19 protein-coding genes are annotated in these 20448 nt (G+C 62.3%); 6 read left to right on the top strand and 13 right to left on the bottom strand.

What is annotated here, in order from left to right; translation table 11 throughout:
- Positions 1–150: 150 nt before the first annotated feature.
- The 3 genes from LKX83_RS05320 to LKX83_RS05310 all read right to left on the bottom strand — a co-directional run bounded on the left by LKX83_RS05320 (position 151) and on the right by LKX83_RS05310 (position 5052).
- The gene (locus LKX83_RS05320) at positions 151–2475 is read right to left on the bottom strand and encodes a helix-turn-helix domain-containing protein (protein ID WP_227881112.1); all 2325 of its coding nucleotides are present in this window, start codon (positions 2473–2475) and stop codon (positions 151–153) included.
- 222 nt (positions 2476–2697) lie between these two features.
- A complete protein-coding gene (locus tag LKX83_RS05315) occupies positions 2698–4143 on the bottom strand; it encodes a serine hydrolase domain-containing protein (protein ID WP_227881111.1) in 1446 nt (481 codons plus the stop codon).
- A gap of 231 nt (positions 4144–4374) precedes the next feature.
- Positions 4375–5052, bottom strand: a complete 678-nt coding sequence (locus tag LKX83_RS05310) for a hypothetical protein (RefSeq protein WP_227881110.1) — start codon at positions 5050–5052, stop codon at positions 4375–4377.
- A gap of 221 nt (positions 5053–5273) precedes the next feature.
- Between LKX83_RS05310 and LKX83_RS05305 the strand changes: the two genes are divergently transcribed.
- The 5 genes from LKX83_RS05305 (at position 5274) to LKX83_RS05285 (ending at position 10600) form a co-directional block, all read left to right on the top strand.
- Complete coding sequence (locus LKX83_RS05305; RefSeq protein ID WP_227881109.1) at positions 5274–6383, top strand: Gfo/Idh/MocA family protein; 1110 nt, start codon at positions 5274–5276, stop codon at positions 6381–6383.
- Between the two features lie 40 nt (positions 6384–6423).
- Entirely contained in the window at positions 6424–7194 is a 771-nt protein-coding gene (locus tag LKX83_RS05300) for a sugar phosphate isomerase/epimerase family protein (RefSeq protein WP_227881108.1), read from the top strand.
- A gap of 10 nt (positions 7195–7204) precedes the next feature.
- A complete protein-coding gene (locus tag LKX83_RS05295; RefSeq protein ID WP_227881107.1) occupies positions 7205–8140 on the top strand; it encodes a helix-turn-helix transcriptional regulator in 936 nt (311 codons plus the stop codon).
- A 98-nt stretch (positions 8141–8238) separates the two neighbouring features.
- Positions 8239–9069 carry a sugar phosphate isomerase/epimerase family protein gene (locus tag LKX83_RS05290; RefSeq protein WP_227881106.1) on the top strand — a complete coding sequence of 277 codons (831 nt, stop codon included), beginning with the start codon at positions 8239–8241 and terminating at the stop codon, positions 9067–9069.
- A gap of 151 nt (positions 9070–9220) precedes the next feature.
- Positions 9221–10600, top strand: coding sequence for an MATE family efflux transporter (locus LKX83_RS05285; RefSeq protein WP_227881105.1), 1380 nt, complete (start codon positions 9221–9223; stop codon positions 10598–10600).
- A gap of 49 nt (positions 10601–10649) precedes the next feature.
- On the opposite strand, the gene LKX83_RS05280 is transcribed toward LKX83_RS05285, so the two are convergent.
- Entirely contained in the window at positions 10650–11180 is a 531-nt protein-coding gene (locus tag LKX83_RS05280; RefSeq protein ID WP_227881104.1) for a DinB family protein, read from the bottom strand.
- A gap of 236 nt (positions 11181–11416) precedes the next feature.
- On the opposite strand from LKX83_RS05280, the gene LKX83_RS05275 reads away from it, so the two are divergent.
- Entirely contained in the window at positions 11417–12079 is a 663-nt protein-coding gene (locus tag LKX83_RS05275) for a DUF1796 family putative cysteine peptidase (RefSeq protein WP_227881103.1), read from the top strand.
- Between the two features lie 16 nt (positions 12080–12095).
- Here the strand turns inward: LKX83_RS05275 and LKX83_RS05270 are convergent, their stop codons facing one another.
- The 9 genes from LKX83_RS05270 to LKX83_RS05230 form a co-directional block, all read right to left on the bottom strand.
- Entirely contained in the window at positions 12096–13031 is a 936-nt protein-coding gene (locus LKX83_RS05270; RefSeq protein ID WP_227881102.1) for an ABC transporter substrate-binding protein, read from the bottom strand.
- The gene (gene acpS, locus LKX83_RS05265) at positions 13028–13420 is read right to left on the bottom strand and encodes a holo-ACP synthase (protein ID WP_227881101.1); all 393 of its coding nucleotides are present in this window, start codon (positions 13418–13420) and stop codon (positions 13028–13030) included. The genes LKX83_RS05270 and acpS overlap by 4 nt, the downstream gene beginning before the upstream one ends.
- A 24-nt stretch (positions 13421–13444) precedes the next feature.
- Positions 13445–14188, bottom strand: a complete 744-nt coding sequence (locus LKX83_RS05260) for an SDR family oxidoreductase (protein WP_227881100.1) — start codon at positions 14186–14188, stop codon at positions 13445–13447.
- The gene (locus LKX83_RS05255) at positions 14185–14937 is read right to left on the bottom strand and encodes an SDR family NAD(P)-dependent oxidoreductase (protein WP_227881099.1); all 753 of its coding nucleotides are present in this window, start codon (positions 14935–14937) and stop codon (positions 14185–14187) included. The genes LKX83_RS05260 and LKX83_RS05255 overlap by 4 nt, the downstream gene beginning before the upstream one ends.
- Entirely contained in the window at positions 14934–15257 is a 324-nt protein-coding gene (locus LKX83_RS05250) for a phosphopantetheine-binding protein (protein WP_227881098.1), read from the bottom strand. The genes LKX83_RS05255 and LKX83_RS05250 overlap by 4 nt, the downstream gene beginning before the upstream one ends.
- A complete protein-coding gene (locus LKX83_RS05245) occupies positions 15254–17602 on the bottom strand; it encodes a beta-ketoacyl-[acyl-carrier-protein] synthase family protein (RefSeq protein ID WP_227881097.1) in 2349 nt (782 codons plus the stop codon). The genes LKX83_RS05250 and LKX83_RS05245 overlap by 4 nt, the downstream gene beginning before the upstream one ends.
- Positions 17580–18506: a GNAT family N-acetyltransferase gene (locus tag LKX83_RS05240; RefSeq protein WP_227881096.1), complete on the bottom strand. Its 927-nt coding sequence runs from the start codon at positions 18504–18506 to the stop codon at positions 17580–17582. Before LKX83_RS05240 ends, LKX83_RS05245 begins: the two co-directional genes overlap by 23 nt.
- A gap of 2 nt (positions 18507–18508) precedes the next feature.
- The gene (locus LKX83_RS05235; protein WP_227881095.1) at positions 18509–19867 is read right to left on the bottom strand and encodes a dicarboxylate/amino acid:cation symporter; all 1359 of its coding nucleotides are present in this window, start codon (positions 19865–19867) and stop codon (positions 18509–18511) included.
- Between the two features lie 171 nt (positions 19868–20038).
- On the bottom strand, positions 20039–20416 hold the full coding sequence (locus tag LKX83_RS05230; protein ID WP_227881094.1) for a hypothetical protein: 378 nt from the start codon (positions 20414–20416) through the stop codon (positions 20039–20041).
- Positions 20417–20448: the final 32 nt, after the last annotated feature.

Raw genomic sequence — 20448 nt, 5'->3', positions numbered from 1 at the left:
TATTACCAGCAGCGGGTTGCGTAAAAGTTGTGTCCACTTTCTTGACTTAGGTACACGCCCCCGCCACTCCACCGAAATAGGTAACAAATTGTTCCTTATTCCCCCGCGCCCCCGTCACTCCACCGATATCTGTCATGCCGAGGCTTCCGGTTACGCCCCTGTCTGGTTGGAGGCATGAAGCTTGCGGTATTGTCCGGGGGTGCAGCCGATTTCCTTCTTGAACTTGCGGATGAAATTCGGCGCGTCAAAGTAGCCGACCTGCTCGACAATCTCCTGCAAGGGCGAGCTGCTGCTCTCGAGCAAGCGAATGGCTTTCTCCATCCGGCAGCGCCAGACGTACTGCGAGAAGTTGGAGCCGGTTTTCTCTTTGAACGCGCGGCTCAGGTACGAGGTGGAGATGGAATACTTTAAGGCCACGTGCTCCAGGCTCATCGTATAGTCCGTATACTGCTCATCGACATAGGCCACAATGTCGTCGATCAGGGAGACCTGTCCCGTCTCGATATTCCGTTCCACCTGGAGGCAGATGCCGGACGCGAGCGTGATCAGCTTCGCTTCCAGCTCCTCCGCGGTCTCGAACGAGGTCAGGCCGGGAAGACGCCGGAACGCTTCGTTCATGCCGAGCTCCGAAGCGGTGCGGAGCAGGGTGTTCAGCAGTTCAAACTGGAGACAGCGCAGCAGATAGGCCTGCGGCGATTCGTCCCGGATCGTCGCCATCATGTCCGCGATCATCTCCACGGCAACCGATTCGTTTCCTTGCTTCAAGCTCTGCTCCAGCTTCAGCAGCGACTTCTTCGGAATCCAGAAGCTGCCGGATGCGGAAGATGCGAATTCGCCCAACTGATCGAAGTAGGTGACGCTGCCGCTTGAGCCGACGTTCCGGTGCTCCAGGGCGGTGGCCGCCTCGATAAAGGACTGGTTCAACCTGCCGAGATCGTCGTAGACGGAACCGACGCCAATCGTCGGAACGAGCCGGGAATTCTCCAGCACCATCACCCGGATGAGGTCGATCAGCCGTTCCATCTGCACTTGGATCGTGTCGCGGTCGCCGGCAGGAAGCGAGACCATGAGCGCAAACCGATCCTCGTGGGAAAATTCGACGCCGTACACGCGGGCATCCATGTCCGGGAGCTCGAAATAGCTGAGCATCTCCTGCAGCAAGTGCCGTTCCCGCCACGATTTCTCTTCTTTCCGGCTATCCCCCCATGCGATGATCACCGAGACATAAAGTCCTTCCCCGTTCGGGAACTCCAAGCCCGTCTCCGCAATCATCCGTTCAATCTCGGGATCGTCGGGCTTCCCGTGCTTCAGCAGCAGAAGCATGCACTGGTTGCGGACGAAAGGCTCCTGCATATCGATTCGGGCGCTGTAATCGTGAATCGTCTGGCGGATCCATTCCCACTCGTTCCGCGTTTTCGCGGGCTCTGGGCCGTTGCTGATCTGCCTGGCGAACTCCATCAGGTCCTTGATCGGGTGGTACTGGCGTCTGGCCAGAACCATGGCGGCGATGATTCCGGCTGCGACGGCAATGCCGAAGACGAGCGCAATCAACGTCTGGATGTGGGCGACCCTGCTGAAAAACTGGTAGCTCGGCATGGTCGTCACGTAGGTCCAACCGTTGAGCTGCGACTGGACCGACACGACCGATTGCTGTTCCCCATCCAGCGAGAGGCGATGCGTGCCCGTGGACAGGGAGGACAGCACGTCAAGGGCCTCTTGAGGCAGGGCCGCGCCATGGCTGCTGGAAGTCAGCACCCTGCCGTTCTGGTCGAAGATGTAGCTGCTTCCGGTAAAGTCGCTCAGGATGGTGTCCATGACGCCGGTCAGCTTCGACTCGTTCAGCAGATAGATCATCGTTCCGTAAGGATAGAGATCGTTCGGCTTGATCGGCACCAGCAGGGCGAGCATGGGCTCGGTGCGGGAGTAGACGCTTACATTTTCGGCCGGGCGAATCATCGTCTGCTTCACATCGTTGAGATCGCGGACCACGTCTTCCCGCTTCCAGTTCTCAAACCGGTACAGCTTGTCGAAAACGACGTTCAAGTCCGTGAGACCGTTGGAAGAATAAATGACGGAATCGCCGCGGTAGTAGAGGAACATATCCTCCAGAATCTGACTGTTCGCTTTGTAGCTGGAGAGCGCGAGAATCGCATCCCGGCTGTAATAGGGATGACGGACCATATACGGCGTCAATCTCGCATCGTAGGCGATCTTGAAGGAAATGTCATGCAATTCCGTCATTCGGTCGTCAATCGTCAGCCGGACCTGGTTCAATTGGTTGAGATTGGACTGCTCGATCTCGTAGCGAAGGTTCTTGACAGCGTTGTCGTAAACAAAAAACGTGACGCCGCTCAAAGGAATCAGGAATATGAGAATGTAGGACAGAGCATACTTGAGCAGCAGCCGGGATTGAAAAACACTTCGGACGCTGCGCTTCGTTGGTCCCAAGGCGGAAACGGGCGGAGCGGTCTCCACTGAACTCCCCCCAGTTTGTAATGTGATTGTAAACATTATAACATTATATTCAATATAGCACTATCAAAGAACCCGTGTCTACGGGAGGACATCTAGAGCACGGTGTTTACCCACTCGCTTCCCCCTTTTTTGCCGGAACTGACCCTGTCTGCACGACAGGAAACCCTCCGCAGATGCGCGCAGGGCTTTAAGATCAATCCTCGGGTCAGGAGCCAAACCCCTTCATTCGAAATCGATTTGTAAGCAGTCGACGGATCTATAGGCAGTCATGTTCAACGAGACGTTGATCTCGAATTGCCAGTCGATACGCTCCTCTTCAAACCGAATCGTATAAACGACGACATACGGCGTTTCGATATAGTGCAGGGTTAGCCGTATGATGTCCGGACCAAGCCAGGCAGCGCGGGTGACGACGTCCTGTCGATGCAGAGCCAAATCTTTCGGAAAAACGCTCTGCGCAAAGGCCGGCCCGGTCAGATCGAATGGCAATCTTTGATCCCGTTCGTCCTCGTAGTTCATCTCTAGCCAAAGCAGCGTCTCTCGAAATCGGAATCGGACGGTCCTGAGTCCGTGGGGATTGTCCGTTAGCCGGTAGCAACCGTCTCGTCCCCTGTTCGGCAAACCGGACGATTCCATCCCGGTCGTCCACGGCGCCGATCGTTCGGCTAGTCGCTCTTGCAGCCGGGCGGCATCCGCCGGATCGGCGTCTGCTTGGCCCATTCGGTCGAGCAAGCACTCGTAAACGAGATTCAGCAGCGTCTGGAGGGAGTCCATCCCGGGAAAGCTGGCGGTCGCCGCGATAACGAGCCGTTCTTTCGGCGCCACAAAGCAAAGCTGACCGAACGAACCGTCGCCACGATAGCATCCTCGTCTGCATAGATGAAATTGATAACCGTACCCTTGTGCCGAATCGATTCGTTTGGCTTCCGCGCGATTGTCGCTTTGTTCGGCCGTCGCCATGCGAATGTAGGCCGCAGAAACGATCCTTTGTCCCTTGTAGACGCCTTCGTCCAGCAGCATCTGTCCGAATCTGGCGATGCCCTCCGTGGGAATGCTGAGTCCCATGCCTCCCGCAGCGACGCCGAGGGGGCAAGTTTCCCATACCGGTCTAGCTATGCCTATCGGCTCGAACAGCCGGGGCATCAAGTAGTCGACGAGAGGCTCGCCCGCGACCCGCTCCAGGATCGCCGACAGCATATAGGTCGCATGCGTGCTGTAGCGGTAACGCGTTCCCGGCTCGTGCGTCACCTCTTGAGACAGAAAAGCGCGTACCCAATCGCGCTCGCGAGCGACGGCCTCGTAGATAGGGTCTTCATGGCCGGCATTCATAGACAACAGATGGTGCACGGTCATCCGGGCGAGGCGGGGAGAGATCGTCTCGGGACAGCGGTCGGGGAAAAAGGAAACGACGGGCGCGTCCAGTTCGAGCAGCCCCTCGTCCCAGGCGATCCCCACGGCGATCGAGGTGAAACTTTTGCTGAGCGAGTAGAGCAGCTGCGGACGGTCCGGGCGATAAGGCGCCCGCCAGTACTGTGCCGCCGTTTCGCCGTCTTTCAGCAGGATAAGGCTGTTGACCGCGAGCTTCGCTTCCTCGATCCGGTCGAGGAAGTCGAGCACGGCCGTCGAAGACAGCCTGTGTGCAGCGGAAGGGCAGCCGGCCTGGTTCAACGTATGCAGACGGAATCCTCCTTTCCGCGAGACTTCCTCCTCCCAGTTTAAAATGCGGGAACTCTCCGCTCAAGGGGGCAGAATTTCGGATCGTTCCAGCGGCGGATTCGTCAGCTCCTCCCCTTGTCGACCACCATTTGCGTCCTCCCGCGGACGAACAATAACAGGCTATCCCGCGAGCCGGCGCTCGCGGAACAGCCTGTTGCATGCAGGTAGCTGGATCAAGTTGTCTTATTTGTAGTAAGAGGCGATGAGCGGAACCATGTAGGCCCCACCTGCGCTTACTTGAAGGTTCACTGCGACGGTCTTCACGCCGCCGATATCGACTTCGATCTCCTTCAGACCGTCTTCCGGGGAGATCGTGCCTACATCCTTCAGCAGCGCGTTCGCATTGAGGTCGGAGATCTGGACGTCCTTCAGCTCTTCGTCGATGGCGGCGATCTTCAGCACGAGCTTCTGATACTTCTTGTTCGGCGTGAAGAAGAAGGAGGGACCGCCGCCGCTTTCGAGGCGCTCGAACAGCACTTCTTTATAATTAACCCCTTTGTACGTCGTTTGCTGGGGGTCCTTGGAGTAGTTCGTGTTGTGGAATGGCTCGGACTTCACCGGCGTTCCGTTCACCTTTTCGCCGACGACGACTTGTTTGTTCTTGTCGTCGACGACGACGGGCACGTTCAGCGCGCTGCCAATGCCCTTGATCGGCACGTAAACGTTGCCTTTGTAGGTGATCGGCTGAAGCGCGAGGCCCTTGTCGTCGTTGAACTGGGCGACTTTGCCGTTGACGCGGACCTTCAAGTCCCCGTTCAGGTAGGCTTCGATCTTCTTCAGGTTGGTGCCTGCGTACACGCCGGAACTGATGCCTACCAAGAGTGCCGCTCCGGTCAGGGAGGCGACGAAAGCTTTTTTCATCGGATAATCTTCTCCTTCTGTTCCAACTATGAAAATATCAAGAGGATTGCCATTATAAGGTATACCATCGAATGTAAACTTTCAATAGCCCTTTGGAAGCAAATCATTGGAAACGACAAGATCAGATTTGTCCAGCGATTCCCCTGCTTTCTCCATTGTGAACGAGGCGGCGTTACGCAATAATGGGAGTAAGAAAAGCGACTGCGGAGGAGAGGTATGGGATGCGCAAAGTCAAAGTAGGCGTCGTAGGGACCGGTATGATCAGCGGAATCTACTTGAAAAACATGACGGAAACGTTCGACGGCTCGCTGGAAGTGAAAGCGGTTGCCGATCTGGTCCCGGAGCTGGCGCGGGCGCGGGCGGAGCAGTTCGGCGTGCCGAACGCCTGCACCGTGGAGGAGCTGATGGCCGATCCCGACATCGAGATCGTCCTCAACCTGACCGCCCCGGCCGTTCACGCCGCCGTCAATTTGCAAGCGCTTCAGGCGGGCAAGCACGTGTACACGGAAAAGCCGTTCGCCCTCACGCGGGAGGACGCGGACGAGGTGCTTCGGACGGCCGAAGCCAAGGGGCTGCTCGTCGGCTGCGCGCCGGATACGTTCCTCGGCGGCGGCCTGCAGACGTGCCGCAAGCTGATCGACGAAGGCTGGATCGGGACGCCGTATGCCGCGAGCGGCACGATCGTCATGGGCAACGCCGCGGGAGGCATGCACCCGAACTTCCGCAATTTCCTGAAGCTCGGCGGCGATCCCGTCATGGACATGGGCCCCTACTATTTGACGGCGCTCGTCTTTTTGCTCGGCCCCGTACGCCGGGTATCCGGGACGGCGCAGCAGCTGCTCGACGAGATGACGATCCTCAATCCGAAGTCGCCGAGCTACGGCGCCACCGTGCCGGTCGAAGCCCCGACGAACGTCTCCGCGGTGCTTGACTTCCACGGCGGGGCGACGGGCACGCTGCTGGCGGCCAAGGAAAGCTTCGGTTACCTGCCGCGCCTTGAAATCTTCGGAACGGAGGGCAATATGACGCTGCCCGATCCGAACTTTTTCGGAGGGACGATCCGGATCCAGTTCCCGAACGGGGAAACCCGGGAGGTGCCGCTCACCCACGGCTTTCGGGAGGACACGCGCGGCATCGGCGTCGCGGACATGGCGCACGCGATTCGCGGCGGCCGTCCGCACCGCGCGAGCGGCCAGTTGGCCCGCCACGTGCTCGACATCTCGCTCGGCATCTTCGAGTCGTCGAACGCCGGCCGCCATATCGAGCTGTCGTCCACCGTCGACCGTCCGGCGCCGCTGCCGCTTGGCCTTCAGTACAACCGTCTCGATTAAAAAGCGTGATCCCCTATTCGAAACGAGAGGACGTGTCCATATGCATCGTTTTCCTATCGCCGTCCAGCCTTATACCGTTCGCGAGGCGCTAAGCGCCGACTATTTCGGAACCCTTGAGAAGCTGGCCGCCATCGGCTACCGGGGCATCGAGCTCGGCCCGCCGCCCGAAGGCGTCTCCGTCGCCGAGCAGCTGCGCGCGCTGGACGCGCTCGGCCTGCAAGTCGTCGGCGCTCACGCCTCCTTCAACAGCTTCGAAGTCGACTTGGAACGGCTGTTAGACTATCTGCATCAGGCCGGAGGGCGCTACGTCACGATCTCGCTTCTTTTCGACTCCAAGGAGGACGCGCTGCGCAAGGCCGCGCGGTTGAACGAGTTCGGCGAACAATGCCGCGCGGCGAACCTGACGTTCCTCTATCACAACCACGACTGGGAGTTCCGGAAGTACGACGACGAGTATGTCCTCGACCTGCTCATGCGCGAGACCGATCCCGCGCTCGTCCAGCTGGAGCTGGATACGTATTGGGTCGCCAAGGGCGGCGAGGACCCGGCCGCCTATCTCGCCAAGTGGAAGGGCCGCTGCCCGCTGCTGCACATCAAGGACATGGAGCCGGGCGAAGAGCGCTTCTTCGCCGAGATCGGCGAAGGCGTACTCGACTTCCCCGCGATCGCGCAGATCGCCGCGGAAGCCGGCACCGAATGGCTCGTCGTGGAGCAGGACGCGAGCAGGCGCGATCCGTTCGAGAGCCTCGCGATCAGCTACCGCAACCTCGCCGGGCTGGACCTGATCCGCGAGCCCGCGCCCCGCGCCTAGGGAGCAGGCCGTGTCGGCCCTTCCAAGACGCGCCGGCGCCCCCGGCCTCGAGCCGTCCGCCATTCGGCCGGCCATGCCGCTCCCGGCCGTTCACATCCTCGGCGACTTCGTGATGAAGCCGGGATCGGGGCTGGCCGAGCGGGATATTCCCGACTACGAGCTGCTTTATTTTCCCGAAGGAACGCGCAGCGTCTACCGCGTCGACGGGCGCGAGCACGCGCTGCGGGAGCCTGGCTTCGTCGTAACGCGGCCCGGGGAAATCCATAGCTACCGATACGACTTGCACGTGCCGACGCGGCACTTGTTCGTCCATTTCGGGCTGCGGGACCTTCCGGCGGCTTCCCTGCCGCTCCTGCTGCCGGACGGGCCCGCCGTCATCCCGTACGAAGGCGAGTTCCTCGTCTCGCTCCTGAAGCGTATGCTCGTCATCGCGCATACGCAGCCGGATCGCCTGCAGGAGCGCGGCGGTCCGCTGCTGCTGTCGCTGCTGGCGGAGATCCACGCGCTCTGCGAAGACGGCTCGATGGCCGGCGAGGCGGTTCGGCGCCCGCCGCAGATCGAAAAGGCGCTGCGCATCATCGACGAGACCGTCCCCGGCCAGATCGCCGTCGAGGCGCTCGCCGCGCAGGTCGGCTGGACGCCGGAGCATCTGTCCCGCTCGTTCGTCCGCCATCTCGGCTTCACGCCGAAGGAGGCGATCACGCGCCGCCGCATCGACCTCGCCTGCCAGCTGCTGCTGCACGGGCAGCAAAGCGTGAAGGAAATCGCGTTCGAGGTCGGATTCGCGGATCAGAATTATTTCAGCCGCGTGTTCAAAGCGACGAAAGCGATCACCGCGACCGAATACCGGCGCAAGCACTACCATCCCCGGTACGCGGACCTGGCTGCCGTGACCGGTGGGGAGTCGCTCTATCCGCCCAATAGGGTGTTTTTCGGCGAGCGGTGAGGGTGCCGTGCCAGGAAAGATGGGGAGAGCTGGACACGAAAAGAAAATCGCTGCGAGCAGCAGCAAGAAGAGAACGAACCCACGAGAGGAGAGGAATCATGAGCGAATTTCCGTTTCGCGCGTCATTGAACGCGTCCACCCTGTTTCCCTTCGAATTGGACATCCGGGATCAGATCCGCACGGCCGCGGAGGCCGGCTATGAAGGCATCGAGATCTGGATGAAAGACCTGCAAGCCTATGCGGCCGCGGGGGGCTCGGTCGCCGCGCTCCGCCGCGAGGCGGCCGATCTCGGCATCGAGATCGCGGGCGCCATCTCGTTCATTCCGTGGGCGGACGCCGACGCGGACGTGCGCGCACGGGGCCGACTCCAGACCGACGAGGAGCTGACGCTGCTCGCGGAGCTCGGCTGTCCCTCCTTCGCCGCCCCGCCGTTCGGCGACGTCGCGGAGGTCACGCTGGAGGAGATGGCGGAGCGGTACGCCGCGCTGGCGGAGCAGTCGCGGGGCTACGGCATCGTGCCTATCCTCGAATTTTGGGGCAGGGCCAAGCGGCTGTCGCGGCTTGGAGAGGCGATCGAGGTCGCCCGGCTGAGCGGCGTCGCGCGCGTGCCGCTGCTGCTCGATCCGTTCCATCTGTATGTCGGCGGCAGCGACCTCGCCGACCTGTCCCGGCTGCGGGGCGAGGATATCGGAATCGTCCATGCCAACGATTATGCCGGTTCGCCGCCGCGCGAGACGATCGCGGACGCCGACCGGCTGTTCCCCGGCGACGGCATCGCGCCTTCCGCGGAGCTGGCGCGCGCGCTGGACGCCAGCGGCTATCGCGGCTTCCTGTCGCTGGAGCTGTTCGCGCCGGACTATGGCGGACGGTCCGCGCTGGAGACGGCGCGCCACGGCCTTGCCAAGATCAAGCGGGCGTACGCCGTCTGATCTCGGGCAGGCTAAATACTCGCCGCACGGTCAAGTAAAAACGGCTTTGCCGTCTTCCCGGACGGCAACACGTTTTTATCGGAGGTCATACGGAAATGGATAGGGTTAAAACTTATACATTCTGTATGACGAACAAAGGAGCCCGTACCCGATGAGACAACCCGCGGCCCGCGAGCTGATCCTGTTCGCCATCACCTGGCCGATCTTCATCGAATCCGGACTCCAGATGCTCATGCGCATCGCGGATACGTTCATGCTAAGCCAGGTCTCCGACGACGCGGTGGCCGCCGTCGGCGTCGCCAACCAAATCATCCAGATGGCGATGCTCGTCTTCAACTTCGTGGCGATCGGCTCCGCCGTCGTCGTCTCGCAATACATCGGCGCCCGCCGCGAAGGCGAGTTGGGCCGGCTGGCCGGCAGCGCGATCGGCGTCAACTTCGTATTCGGCGTCGGCATGAGCCTGCTCGCCGTCTCGTTCAGCGGCCCGCTGCTGCATCTTTTCGGACTCGAGCCGTCGCTGTTCCATTTGGCGCAGCGGTACCTGTACGTCGCCGGCGGCGCCTTGTTCGTCCAGGCGGTGCTGACCGCGCTCGTCGCGGTCATCCAGTCGTACGGCTATACGCGCCAGACGATGCTGGTCGCGCTCGGCATGAACGTCCTGAACGTCATCGGCAACTGCTTGTTCATCTATGGCCTATGGGGCGTTCCTAAGCTCGGCGTAACCGGCGTCGCCATCTCGACGGCGGCCAGCCAGTGCATCGGACTGATCGTCAGCTACGTCCTGCTCCGCAAGGCGACGGGCGCGCCGATCCTCTGGCGTTATTTCGTCCGGTGGGGACGGGAGCACGTGCGCAAGGTGCTGCGCATCGGGATTCCGTCCTCGGCCGTCACCTTGTCATATTCGGCGAGCCAATTCGTCATCCTCGCGTTCATCGCCACCCTCGGCGCCCAGATGATGACGACGCGGGTCTACACGCAGAACATCATGTTCATCGTCATGATCCTCGCCCAGTCGCTGGGACGCGGCGGCCAGATCCTCGTCGGCCGCAAGATCGGGGCCGGCCGGCAAGATCTGGCCTATCGAGAGGTGTTCGCCAATTTGCGGCGCAGCCTGCTCATCACGCTCGCCGGCGTGTGCCTCCTGTGCCTAGTCCGCGTCCCGCTCCTGGAGCTGTTCACGCGCGACCGCGAGATCGTCTCGCTCGGGGCGTCGCTGCTGCTGCTCGGCTTTCTGCTCGAGCCCGGCCGCAACTTCAACGTCATCCTGGAGAAGTCGCTCCAAGCCGCCGGGGACGCCAAGTATCCGATGACCGTCTCGATCGCGGTCACCTGGCTGTTTAGCCTGCCCCTTACCTACCTGCTCGGCATCCGGCTTGGCTACGGGCTGCCCGGCATGTGGTCGGCCTTCATCGTGGACGAATGGCTGCGCGGCATCATCCTTTTCTTCCGCTGGAAGAGCCGCAAATGGGAGAACAAGGCGCTCGTGCAGCGCGCCCCGCCGCGGGACGCGGAAGGAAAGGCGGCTTTGTAACAAACGACCCGATCGCGAGGCATCCGCCTCCACGACCGGGTCGTTTCCGTTACGTCCTTTTGCGATAAATGCCCAGGTACGCCGTCCAAGGCCCAACGTCTTCCCGGTAGCGCTCGGCCATGACGCGGACGATCTGGGACAGATGCGTCAGGTCGTGGACCGCCCATGTCGACAGCAGTTCTCTCAGCCTCACCGTTCCGAACGCGGGATGCAGACCCGTCCGCTCCAGATCCTCGGCCGGATGAACAAGCTCCCGAAGCCGGGCGAGATTGTTTGCCCTCAGCTCGCCGAACGTCCGCAACCTCGCTTCGATCGGCTGCGCCGTCTGCGCTTCCAGATGGGCGAACCGGTCGAACGGCGGAAACGGCCGCGCCTCCCCTTCCCGGAGCAGCCATTCCACCCGGGGAATCCAGTTCGTACGCTCGCCCTCGATCAGATGATCGACGACCTCCGCGACCGTCCATGTCCCTTCCCCTTCGTCGGCGCGCAGCCAGCCGTCCGACAGTCCCGACAGGAGCTGCGCCAACGTCCGCGGCGTGCGCTCCAGCACCTCGATCGCTTCGTTCATCTCGAAATTCATCGCGGTCTCTCCCTTCGCCAGTACGCGTCGTACAATCGTATGTAGAGTCTACACCCGCTGTCCGGATCGGGGAAGTCCTGTCCGCTGAGCCGCAACGGCTTAAACGATCGAAATAACAATTCGCATTCGCGATGAAGACAGAGCCCAAGAAAATAGATGCCTGTACCGTTACGCGATAAACGCCCTCTCGATATACTGCAGAAGTGTCGCTTCCACCCTGACGAGGAGGGCGCCCCATGAGATGGCAGGACGGTGCGGGGACTTACGGTTCATTTATCAGCTTGGGCTCTACGTGCCAGACCGCTTATCAGCTAAGGAGGCTGCAGCTGCGGACATTCGCGGGTCCGCTCGATTGGTTCATTTCCCGTTCCGTTCCCGACGTGGCCCGTCTGATTCGCAAGCGGTTCGGCGGCTTTATGGAGTTGGAGCGGCTCGAGCTGGCGGGAAGGGAACCCGACAAATACGTCGTGAAGGACAACGAATATGCGATCGTCTCCTATCACGACTTTCCGCTCCTTCCCCGGTGGACGGACGGCTATCCCGAATTTAAGACGAAGATCGATCGCCGCGTGCACGCCTTTTTGACCGCCGCCAAAAAAGGGCCCGTCTGCTTCGTCCGCAGCGACACGACCAAGACGGAGGCGCAGCAGTTATACCGCGCGCTCCATGCGGTCGTGCCCGGCCGGTTCCGTCTGCTCGTCGTGAACAACGGACCGGAGTTTCAAGTGCGGGACGAGGAATGGGGCTTGCCCCACGTGGCTTCCGTCTCCGTGCCGAGAGGAGCCGACTGGCGGGGATTCGATCCGGCTTGGGATGAGATTATGAAAGGGTATAAGCTGAAGGGCGGGATAGGGGCCGCTCGTTCGATCGGAGCGGAGAAATACGGACCGCAGCGGTGAAAGAGGCTGCTAACGCTTAACGCCCGGCCGCCGAACCGGTTTCTCCTGCCTGCCCCATTCCGTAGGCGGCAAGCAAGCCGTCAATGCGCGCCTGGTTGTTCTGCAAATACAAATTGACCCAGGCGAGCAAGCGTTGATCGTCGGGCGGCACCGCGATCGCGATCGGGTCGACTTGATCCGGCATGAGATGCAGCTGCAGGTCGATGGAGCGGTCCGGGTTGCCGGCCAACAGCTGCTTTAATTGCAATTCGTCGTAGTAAATCGCCGCCACCTCGCCTTGAATCGCGGCATCCATCGAAGCCTGCGGCGTGGCGAACGGAACGATCTCGGCATCCGGGAACAGGAGATTTGCATAGCTGACGTAGGAGGTCCCGGCGATGACGCCGATCTTGACCTTCGCCTGCCGGAGGAGCGCAAGCGGTGCCTGGTTCCCGGAGCCCAGCCTCGCCATGGCGAGGCGATTGAGCAGCAAGCCCTGACGCAGCTTGAGATACGGGGCGGAGAACAGCACTTTCTGTGCCCGCGGCAAGGTGGCGCTCAGCTTCGACACGGCGATGTCGGCCTGACCCGACGCCACTTGGTTCACGACTTCTTCGAAGGAGCCGACCGAACGTACATACTCGACGCCCACGCCCAGCTGGGCGGCCATGTCCGCCGCCAATGCCACGTCGCTTCCGGACAGGACGCCTTCTTCGTTGTTGTAAAAGAAGGGCTTGCGATCCATCGCGGGCATGGCGACGCGAAGAACCCCCCGCGCATAGATCGCTTTCATCTGCGGCGAATAAAAGCCGAGCTCCTCTTCCGAAACCGAACGTTTCAAGGGCGACATGACGAATCCGCCAACCTCTTCGGAAGGGGAAGCTGTCTTCGCCGGCTCCCTTTCCGCGCCGCAAGCCGATAGAAGCAGCATGCCCAGGAGCAGCGGAATGCCCGCCAGTCGGAGCATTCTCATGCGCGCCCCTCCCGCTCGATCACGACGACCGCCCCCGCGGTAGCCGCCGTATGCGTAATGCTGAGATGGCAGTCGCAAGAGACGCCGAGCTGCCGCCGGACGGCCGCCGACAGGGCGAGGACCGGACGGCCCAGCCGATCGGACAGCACTTCGATATCCCGCATGCCGATCCCTTCGGGCAAAACCAGTCCAAGCGCCTTCATGAGCGCTTCCTTGGCCGCAAAGCGGCCGGCGAGCCATTCGGCGCGGCGGCGATCGCCTTGCAAGGCCCGAAAGGCCGCCATTTCGTTATCCGACAGCAGCCGTTCGATCAGCAGATCGTCTTGCCGGCCCAGCATCTTTTCGAATTTATCGATTTCCGCAAGATCGATACCGACGCCCATAATCATTGGAAACCCTCCGCTCTTGAAGCGTTATAGCGCCGTATCCATCCCCGCCCCGATCTGGATGTTCTGGCCGCTGACGAGATGGGCGGGAGCGCGAAGCAGCCACTCGACCGACGCCTCGGCCATCTCCCGGGGCTGGGGGAGATAAGGCTTCAGCGCATGAATCTCCAACCGCCGCCTAAGCGCCCCCAGATCCGCCGCCGCGCTCTCCGAAGGCGCGTAATAGCCGTACGTCATGGCGTTCAAGGCGACGCGAAAGGGGGAAAGCTCCTTCGCCAGCGTCTTCATCATGGCGATCGTGCCGTGGTTCAGCACCGGAGAAGATGGATAACCGGCAAAGTACAAGCTGTCCGAGAGAAGCAGAAACAGCACGTGTCCCGTCTTGTTCCGGGCCATATGCGCGGCAGCCGCGCGGCTGTACAAAAAGCGGGAGCGCAGGGCGGCCGTCGTTCCGAGCCCGAATGCGGCGGGGTCCGAGGCGTAAGAGGACGCCTCGTCCGCGGTCTCTGCCCCGAGAATCAAGTGATGCAAGCCGCCCATTCGGCTCGCGGCCTGATCCACCGCCTCCCGAATGCCGGCTTCGTCCTCGCGCACGCCGCAAATCGGAAAAAACCGATCGCGGCTGCCCTCGGGCAATCTTTCCGCGCATTCGTCGGCTTCCGCGAGCCCGGGCAAAACCGCGGCTACCGAACAGCCTCGCGCGAGCAGCCCTTGAAGCACGTCTTCGTTAAAGAGCGCGTCCGCCTTGGTCAACAATACCGCTCCGTTCATCGCAGGAACCCCCCGTCCAGCTTCAGGACTTGACCGGATAAATAGCCCGAAGCGCCGGACGCCAGCCCCAGAATGCCCTCCGCGATTTCCTGCGCCGTCCCTTGCCGCTTCAGATGCGTATGATGCAGGAAATTGTCCATCTTCCCCGCCGGGATCCGCTCGGTCATCTCCGTCGCGATCATGCCCGGCGCCACGGCGTTGACGCGAATGCCTTCCTCGGCATGAAGGCGGGCCAGCAGCTTCGTGAGGCCGACGACCGCGCCTTTGGCCGCGCTGTAATTCGCCTGGGCTTCCCTGCCGTAAAGGCCCGAGACGGATACGACGTTAATGACGGAACCCCCGCCCTGCAGCTTCATATAAGGGATCGCTTCGGCGGCGCACAGCAGCGTTCCTTGCAAGTTCGTGCGCAGGACGTCATCCCACTCCTCGACCGACATCCGCAAGGCTAGCTGGTCCCTCGTCACCCCGGCATTGTTCACCAGGATGTCGATGCGGCCGTACGCCGCCATGACCCGCTTCATCAGGTCTCCGACGAAGAGGGGATCGTCCACCGCCCCCTGATAATAGCCTCCCGGCTGCGATCGCTCGGCCATCTCCGCCTGCAGCCGGGCCGCGATCTCCCCGCTTCTGGCATAGACGCCGACAACGGTCGCGCCCGCCGACGCGAATCGCTCCCCGACCGCTCTCCCGATCCCCCGGGTCGCTCCCGTGACGATCGCTACCCGATTCCGGAGCGGCAGCGCGGTCATGGGAGCGCGTACCCGTCGAGGCGATCCGCCCGTCCCCGCAAGCTGGCTTCGACGAAGCGTGCGATCGACGACACGTTAAACAGATGTTCTCTTAACCGGTCCGCCGGAATCCCCTCTACCATCACCCCGAAAACCGCTTCCAGCCCTACCATGACTTCGAACGCCTCGACGGAGTCCAAGCCCAGTCCTTCGCCGAAGAGCGGCGTATCGTCGCCAATCTCCTCCGGCGTCACGTCTTCGAGCTCCAACCGCTCGACGAGCAGCTTCTCCTTAACCGTTTGCTTGATCTCCTCGAACGAGATGAGCGCTTCGTTATTCATACGGTCTCCTCCTCTTGGCTTGTCGATGATGCTTGACTGACTATGGCGGCCGCAACGTTGCCATTGACGGATGCGCTGACGACCAGAACTTGCTTCATCGCCCCTGACTTCACCCGGTCGGCCGCGATGCCCAAGAGGAGCATCGAGCCGACCGATTCGCCGTAGCCCCACCTCTCGTTCACGCTGTCCAGCGGGATATCCCTCCCCGCGAATGGGTTGCGGAGCGCCTCGAACAACGCCTCGGCCTCGCCGGGACGGCCCGGGTTATCCAGCAGCACGCCGTCTACTTGCTCCAGCGTCACCCCCGCTTGCGCGAGCGCGTCGTCGACCGCCCTCGTCAACGCATCTATCGCGCGCGGCGAACCGGGTCCGCCGCCCCCGAAAGCCAAGCCGAAGCCGCTCAGCTCGGCCAGCACCGGCCGTCCCGCGCGTCGGGCATCGTCCATATCGGCCAGCGCCAGGCCGATGCTCCCCTCCAAGGGAGGGTACGCGCTATCCGTCAGCCGCTTGGCGCGATCGATCCGCTTCGCGAGGCCGGATCGCTCCTCCCCGGCCGCGATGACGAACCGGTCGTGCACGCCGCTGCGAATGCTGCCGCACGCATAGGCCGCAGCGAGAATCCCTTCCGCGCCGCCGGTGCTCAGCGAGCTGCTGAAGCCGTCCAGCTCGAGCTTCTCGGCCGTCTTGCCCGCGACGGAATTCACGACGGTATGCGGAAAATAGATGCTGCTGGCCAGCTCCGGCCCGTTCTCGAACACGCTCTGCAGAAACTTGCCGATGCTGTCCGTGCTGCCCCTCGCGGTTCCGTAGATCAGCCCGATCTCCCGGTCCTCCGTCGTTCCGTTGCGTTCCTCCCACCCGGCATCCGCCAACGCCGACTGCACCGCGCCGATGCTGAACTGGCACAACCGATTCATACGCCTCTCGTAGAGACCGGAATCGAACGCTTTGAGGGAGAAGGTGCAAGCCCCCGGCTCCTCTCCCGTCGGAGGGGGGACGGAGACGTCCTCGCCGGAGACGCCCCCCCTGCGAACCTCGCCGCCCAGCACGGCGCCGATCCCGACGATGCCGATTCTTCGTTCCCGGACGCCCTCCGCCGTCTCCGGCCCGCTATCCATGACCGAAGGCTGCGGTGCCGTTCTCGCCACGATCGACGCATTGTGGCCGCCGAAGGCCGAGTTGTTGTTCAGAAAGGAATCCGGTCTGCCCGGGGGCATGCGATTGGCGATGATGCGGAGCCCCTCGCAGCCCGCTCTCGGCTCGTCGTAATGCAGCGTCGCCGGCAGCAGCCCATGGCGAATCGCATAGAGGGACGTCGTCCACTCGATCGCCGCGGCCGCACCTAGCGTATGCCCGAAGTAGGCTTTGCTGGAGCTGATCGGAATGTGATTCAGGAGGTCGCCGAACACGCCGCGAAGGCCTTGGACCTCGGCTTGGTCGTTGGCCTGCGTACCCGTTCCGTGCGCATTGATGTAGCCGATCTGCGACGGCAGCGTCCCCGATTGGCGCAGCGCCATGCGCACGGCCTTCCGAATGCCGCGGCCTTCCGGATCCGGCGCCGTCTCGTGGTACGCGTCGTTGCTGAGCCCGTAGCCGCAAATCTCCGCGTAGATCGTCGCCCCCCTCTTCTGCGCCCGGTCCATCGGCTCCAGCACGACAAAGGCCGCTCCTTCGCCTAAGCTGAGCCCGTATCGGCTCGCGAACGGCGAGGCGGGCGCGGGGCTCAATGCCCGAAGCACGTTAAAGCCGGCAAAAACGGCGTGCGACAAAGGATCGGACCCGCCCGCGAGCATCGCGTCGGCGTACCCCCAACGAATCATGTCGTAAGCGAAGCCGATCGCGTTGCCGCTGGCCGCGCAGGCCGTGTGGATGGTCGTCACGGGACCGTTCAATCCGAGATGTTCCGCGACATCGTCGCCTTGCTGATAGAACGGATAACGGGCCGTCCTTCGTTCGTCCAGCTCCGTCACCGTCCATTGCTCCTCGAGCGACAGGATGCCGCCGTTGCAGGTGCCGAGCGCGGCGCCCATGACCGGCTCCTTCGCGGGATCCCCTTGCAGCCCGCTATCCCGGAGCGCCTGGTCGGCGGCGATGATCGCGTACTGCGCGCAAAGATCGTATTTCTCCCGCTGCTCCCTCGTAAAGTAAGCTTCGGTCGCGTTCCGGCGAAGCTCCGCGCCGATGCCGCTGTGAAGCCGGGTCGTCGGAAACCGCCGCACGGGACCGATCCCCGTCCGGCCCTCCTGCATGGCGGCCAACACGTCCGGGAACGTCTGTCCCAAGGCGCAGAGGATGCCCATTCCCGTCACCGCGACGCGGCTATCATTCACTTTCGGTTCCGCCATTTCGCCCGCCTCCTGCCGCGCTAAGATCCTTGTACGCCATTTTGCGCTCCGATACGCCGGTCGCGTAAGGCGCGAGCCAGCGGTCCAGCATGCTGCCCATCTCCTCGGACTGCCGGTTCACGGCGAAGATGGCGCGAGGAATCCGGCGCTCCAGCTGCAGGGAGATCGATTGCGCGACCAGCATAAAAGCGCAGCCGGACAATCGAAGCGCCGGCGTGACATACACGCTGTCGTAGAGCACCGTGTCGGCGGCGATGCGAGAAGTGATGCACCACCCCACCGTTACCCCGCCCAATCGCAAGCCTAAGCTGTTGCTCTCCTCCGGCGGCAGATTCGGCTTGAACGGGGACAGGAAGGCCGGATACTGATGGCCTTCCAGCCGTCGCAGCCGGACTTTCTCCTCCTCGCGGAGCTCATGCCAAAAGAAAGTCTCCATGCCGCCGGGCATGCCGGTCTTTCGGACCCAAGACGCCGCCGAGATGCGCGCGTCCGTCTGATAGACTTTGCCTTCCACGGAAGGCGCCGACCACCCTTCGCGATGCAGCAGCGCTTCCACCGCAGGCGTGGCTGTCTTGCCGGAATAGTAGACCAGCCCCAGCTTCGGGCAGCGCCTTTCCCGCAATAGATCCTCCGCATGTCGGAGCATCACCGTCGCGATCCCTCTTCTGCGGAACTTGGCCACAACGAAGAGGGAAACCACCTCCGCCTCTCCGCCGTCATCCGAGCCTCGAACGACAAGCAACCCGGCCGCGGCGGACTGCCCGTCATCCTCCGTCCATTCCGCGCCGACGGCGAAGCAGTTTCCGGGATCGTCCAACCGCTCCAGCAGCGGGCGCGCGTACGAGAAAGTCAGCATGGCGTAGCGCGCGCTTCCCGCCGCATCCAATCGTTTGACGGTGAACATGGTCACGCCCCCTCGGCTGCGCTTCTGGTCAGGTGCGTCTGCCCGCCGCCGCGCGTTGTCGCCGCCTCCCCGTCCGCGGAAGCGGACGCGTCTTCCCCGGAGCCCGCGATCAGGACGGCCGAAGCGCAATTCAGCATAATATTCGCCGTCGTCACGCCGGGATCGACGATGGGATTGACCGCCATCAGGAGAATGACTCCCGTCGCATAGGGAAGGTGCAGCGGATCCGCGATCAGCGAGATCATGCCGATGGATACGATGCCCGGCGATCCCGCGCCGGCGACCGCCGCCAATATCGCGCCGGACAAGGCGACCAGCCAGCCTTGGAGATCCAGCGAAACCCCATACAGCTGGGCAATGAAGACGATGCCGGTCGTATAGGTCAGCACCATGCTGTAACGGCACAGCACGATGCCCAGCGGCACAACCAGATTAGCCGTATCCGCGTTCAGCTTGAACCGGTCTCTCAACGTCTTCAAGACGTAAGGCATCGTCGCGATGCTGTTCTGCGTTCCGAAGGCAATGCCGAGCGGCTCCTTCAATCCCCGCAAGACCTGAAGGAGGGGCAGCCTCAGCTTGACGGAGACGGCCGCGGCCCCGAGCAGTAGCAGGAGGAGGCTCGCCGCGTAAATGCAGGCGATATACTTCACCATGGCCAGCAACAGATCCGCGCCGGCGCCGGCGATCTGGCCGGCCATCAAACAGAACATCCCGACCGGCAGAACATACATCGCCCAGGCGATCATGCGCTGGAACGCTTGGAACAGCAAATCCGTCATCAAGAGGAGCTGATCGCCCGCGTGAACCGAGAGCAGCCCGACGGCCATGCCGACCACGACGGAGAAAAACAAGATCTGCAAGCTGTCCCCTTGGCCGAGGGCGATAAAGATATTGGAAGGAATGAGATCGAATACGAATTGAAGCAGGCCGTTTCCTGCGGCGGAGGCGGAGGCGCCCGCCCCCGCGTCCGCGGATTCGGGCGCGGGCTCCCGGGCGAGCACTTCTTGGCCCAGCACCGTGCGCTGATCGGAGGAGAAGCCTTCGCCCGGATGACCGATCCGGGCCGATCCGAGTCCGAGCAGCCCGGCCAGGAGCAGCCCCCCCAGAAAGACGAGCGACATCCGCCGCAGCACCTTGAACGAGCCCGTCGTCATGAACAGTCTTCCTACGCTGGCGACGATGGCCGTGACCATGATCGGAATGACGCACATTTTGAGAAACGACAAATATAAGTTCCCGTAAGGGATAAGCTTCTCGGCGAATGGGGGCTGATAAAGTCCGACGAGCACGCCGGCGACGATCGCCCCGATCATGGCCCAAATCGAGCGCAGCCAGCGGACGGGGAAGAAAAAGCGTTTCATGAACGGGCGCCACCTTCTGTGGGGGATTTCGTCTATAAGTCGCAAACGTTTCGTCATCGAGTCAGGCAGACGTAAACGGAATTTTCGGCTTCAAGGGGGAAAGGCGGACCGGGGGAAAGATCCCCGATCGGGAATCTTTCCGCTGGCCCTTCTGGTGCGATGCAATTTGAATTAGAGACCCAATGTTACGACCCGGCCGACCACTTGCCCCGCGACCGATTCTGCACTTCCTCCGGTAATGCCCAATCCGTTGCCTACGCCGTTGAAGAAGTCGGTCGCGCCTGACTTGCTGCCCCCCGCTACGCTCTCCAGCTCGCTTTCCAGCAGTTCGCCCTCCGCCTTAACGGCGGGAGGAAGAATGAGGCTCAACTGATACGCGGATTGATCAAGCACGCCGATCTTGAAGCTCGCCGGCACCTCGAGTCCGCTCTCTTGTTGGATCGCCGCGCGAATGTCGCTCACGCACAGCTCCCGGAACGACATATCCGTCGCCGCTCTTGCACCTACTTTTCTTACCGCTTCTTCCACGCTTTGTTGAGTCCAGCTCATAAGCCGATTCCTCCTGCAATTGAGATATTTAT

It is taken from the genome of Cohnella baijiui, from assembly GCF_020731285.1.
GTDB lineage: Bacteria > Bacillota > Bacilli > Paenibacillales > Paenibacillaceae > Cohnella.
The sequence above is the reverse complement of the archived record's forward strand: the minus strand, read 5'-3'. Positions and strand labels throughout refer to the sequence as shown.

Coding starts and splice junctions, on each gene's coding strand:
- LKX83_RS05240 (WP_227881096.1), bottom strand. CDS start 18,506: ATGTTCACCGTCAAACGATTGGATGCGGCGGGAAGCGCGCGCTACGCC.
- acpS (WP_227881101.1), bottom strand. CDS start 13,420: ATGATTATGGGCGTCGGTATCGATCTTGCGGAAATCGATAAATTCGAA.
- LKX83_RS05305 (WP_227881109.1), top strand. CDS start 5,274: ATGCGCAAAGTCAAAGTAGGCGTCGTAGGGACCGGTATGATCAGCGGA.
- LKX83_RS05270 (WP_227881102.1), bottom strand. CDS start 13,031: ATGAGAATGCTCCGACTGGCGGGCATTCCGCTGCTCCTGGGCATGCTG.
- LKX83_RS05300 (WP_227881108.1), top strand. CDS start 6,424: ATGCATCGTTTTCCTATCGCCGTCCAGCCTTATACCGTTCGCGAGGCG.
- LKX83_RS05255 (WP_227881099.1), bottom strand. CDS start 14,937: ATGACCGCGCTGCCGCTCCGGAATCGGGTAGCGATCGTCACGGGAGCG.
- LKX83_RS05285 (WP_227881105.1), top strand. CDS start 9,221: ATGAGACAACCCGCGGCCCGCGAGCTGATCCTGTTCGCCATCACCTGG.
- LKX83_RS05260 (WP_227881100.1), bottom strand. CDS start 14,188: ATGAACGGAGCGGTATTGTTGACCAAGGCGGACGCGCTCTTTAACGAA.
- LKX83_RS05250 (WP_227881098.1), bottom strand. CDS start 15,257: ATGAATAACGAAGCGCTCATCTCGTTCGAGGAGATCAAGCAAACGGTT.
- LKX83_RS05280 (WP_227881104.1), bottom strand. CDS start 11,180: ATGAATTTCGAGATGAACGAAGCGATCGAGGTGCTGGAGCGCACGCCG.
- LKX83_RS05290 (WP_227881106.1), top strand. CDS start 8,239: ATGAGCGAATTTCCGTTTCGCGCGTCATTGAACGCGTCCACCCTGTTT.
- LKX83_RS05235 (WP_227881095.1), bottom strand. CDS start 19,867: ATGAAACGCTTTTTCTTCCCCGTCCGCTGGCTGCGCTCGATTTGGGCC.
- LKX83_RS05245 (WP_227881097.1), bottom strand. CDS start 17,602: ATGGCGGAACCGAAAGTGAATGATAGCCGCGTCGCGGTGACGGGAATG.
- LKX83_RS05310 (WP_227881110.1), bottom strand. CDS start 5,052: ATGAAAAAAGCTTTCGTCGCCTCCCTGACCGGAGCGGCACTCTTGGTA.
- LKX83_RS05275 (WP_227881103.1), top strand. CDS start 11,417: ATGAGATGGCAGGACGGTGCGGGGACTTACGGTTCATTTATCAGCTTG.
- LKX83_RS05230 (WP_227881094.1), bottom strand. CDS start 20,416: ATGAGCTGGACTCAACAAAGCGTGGAAGAAGCGGTAAGAAAAGTAGGT.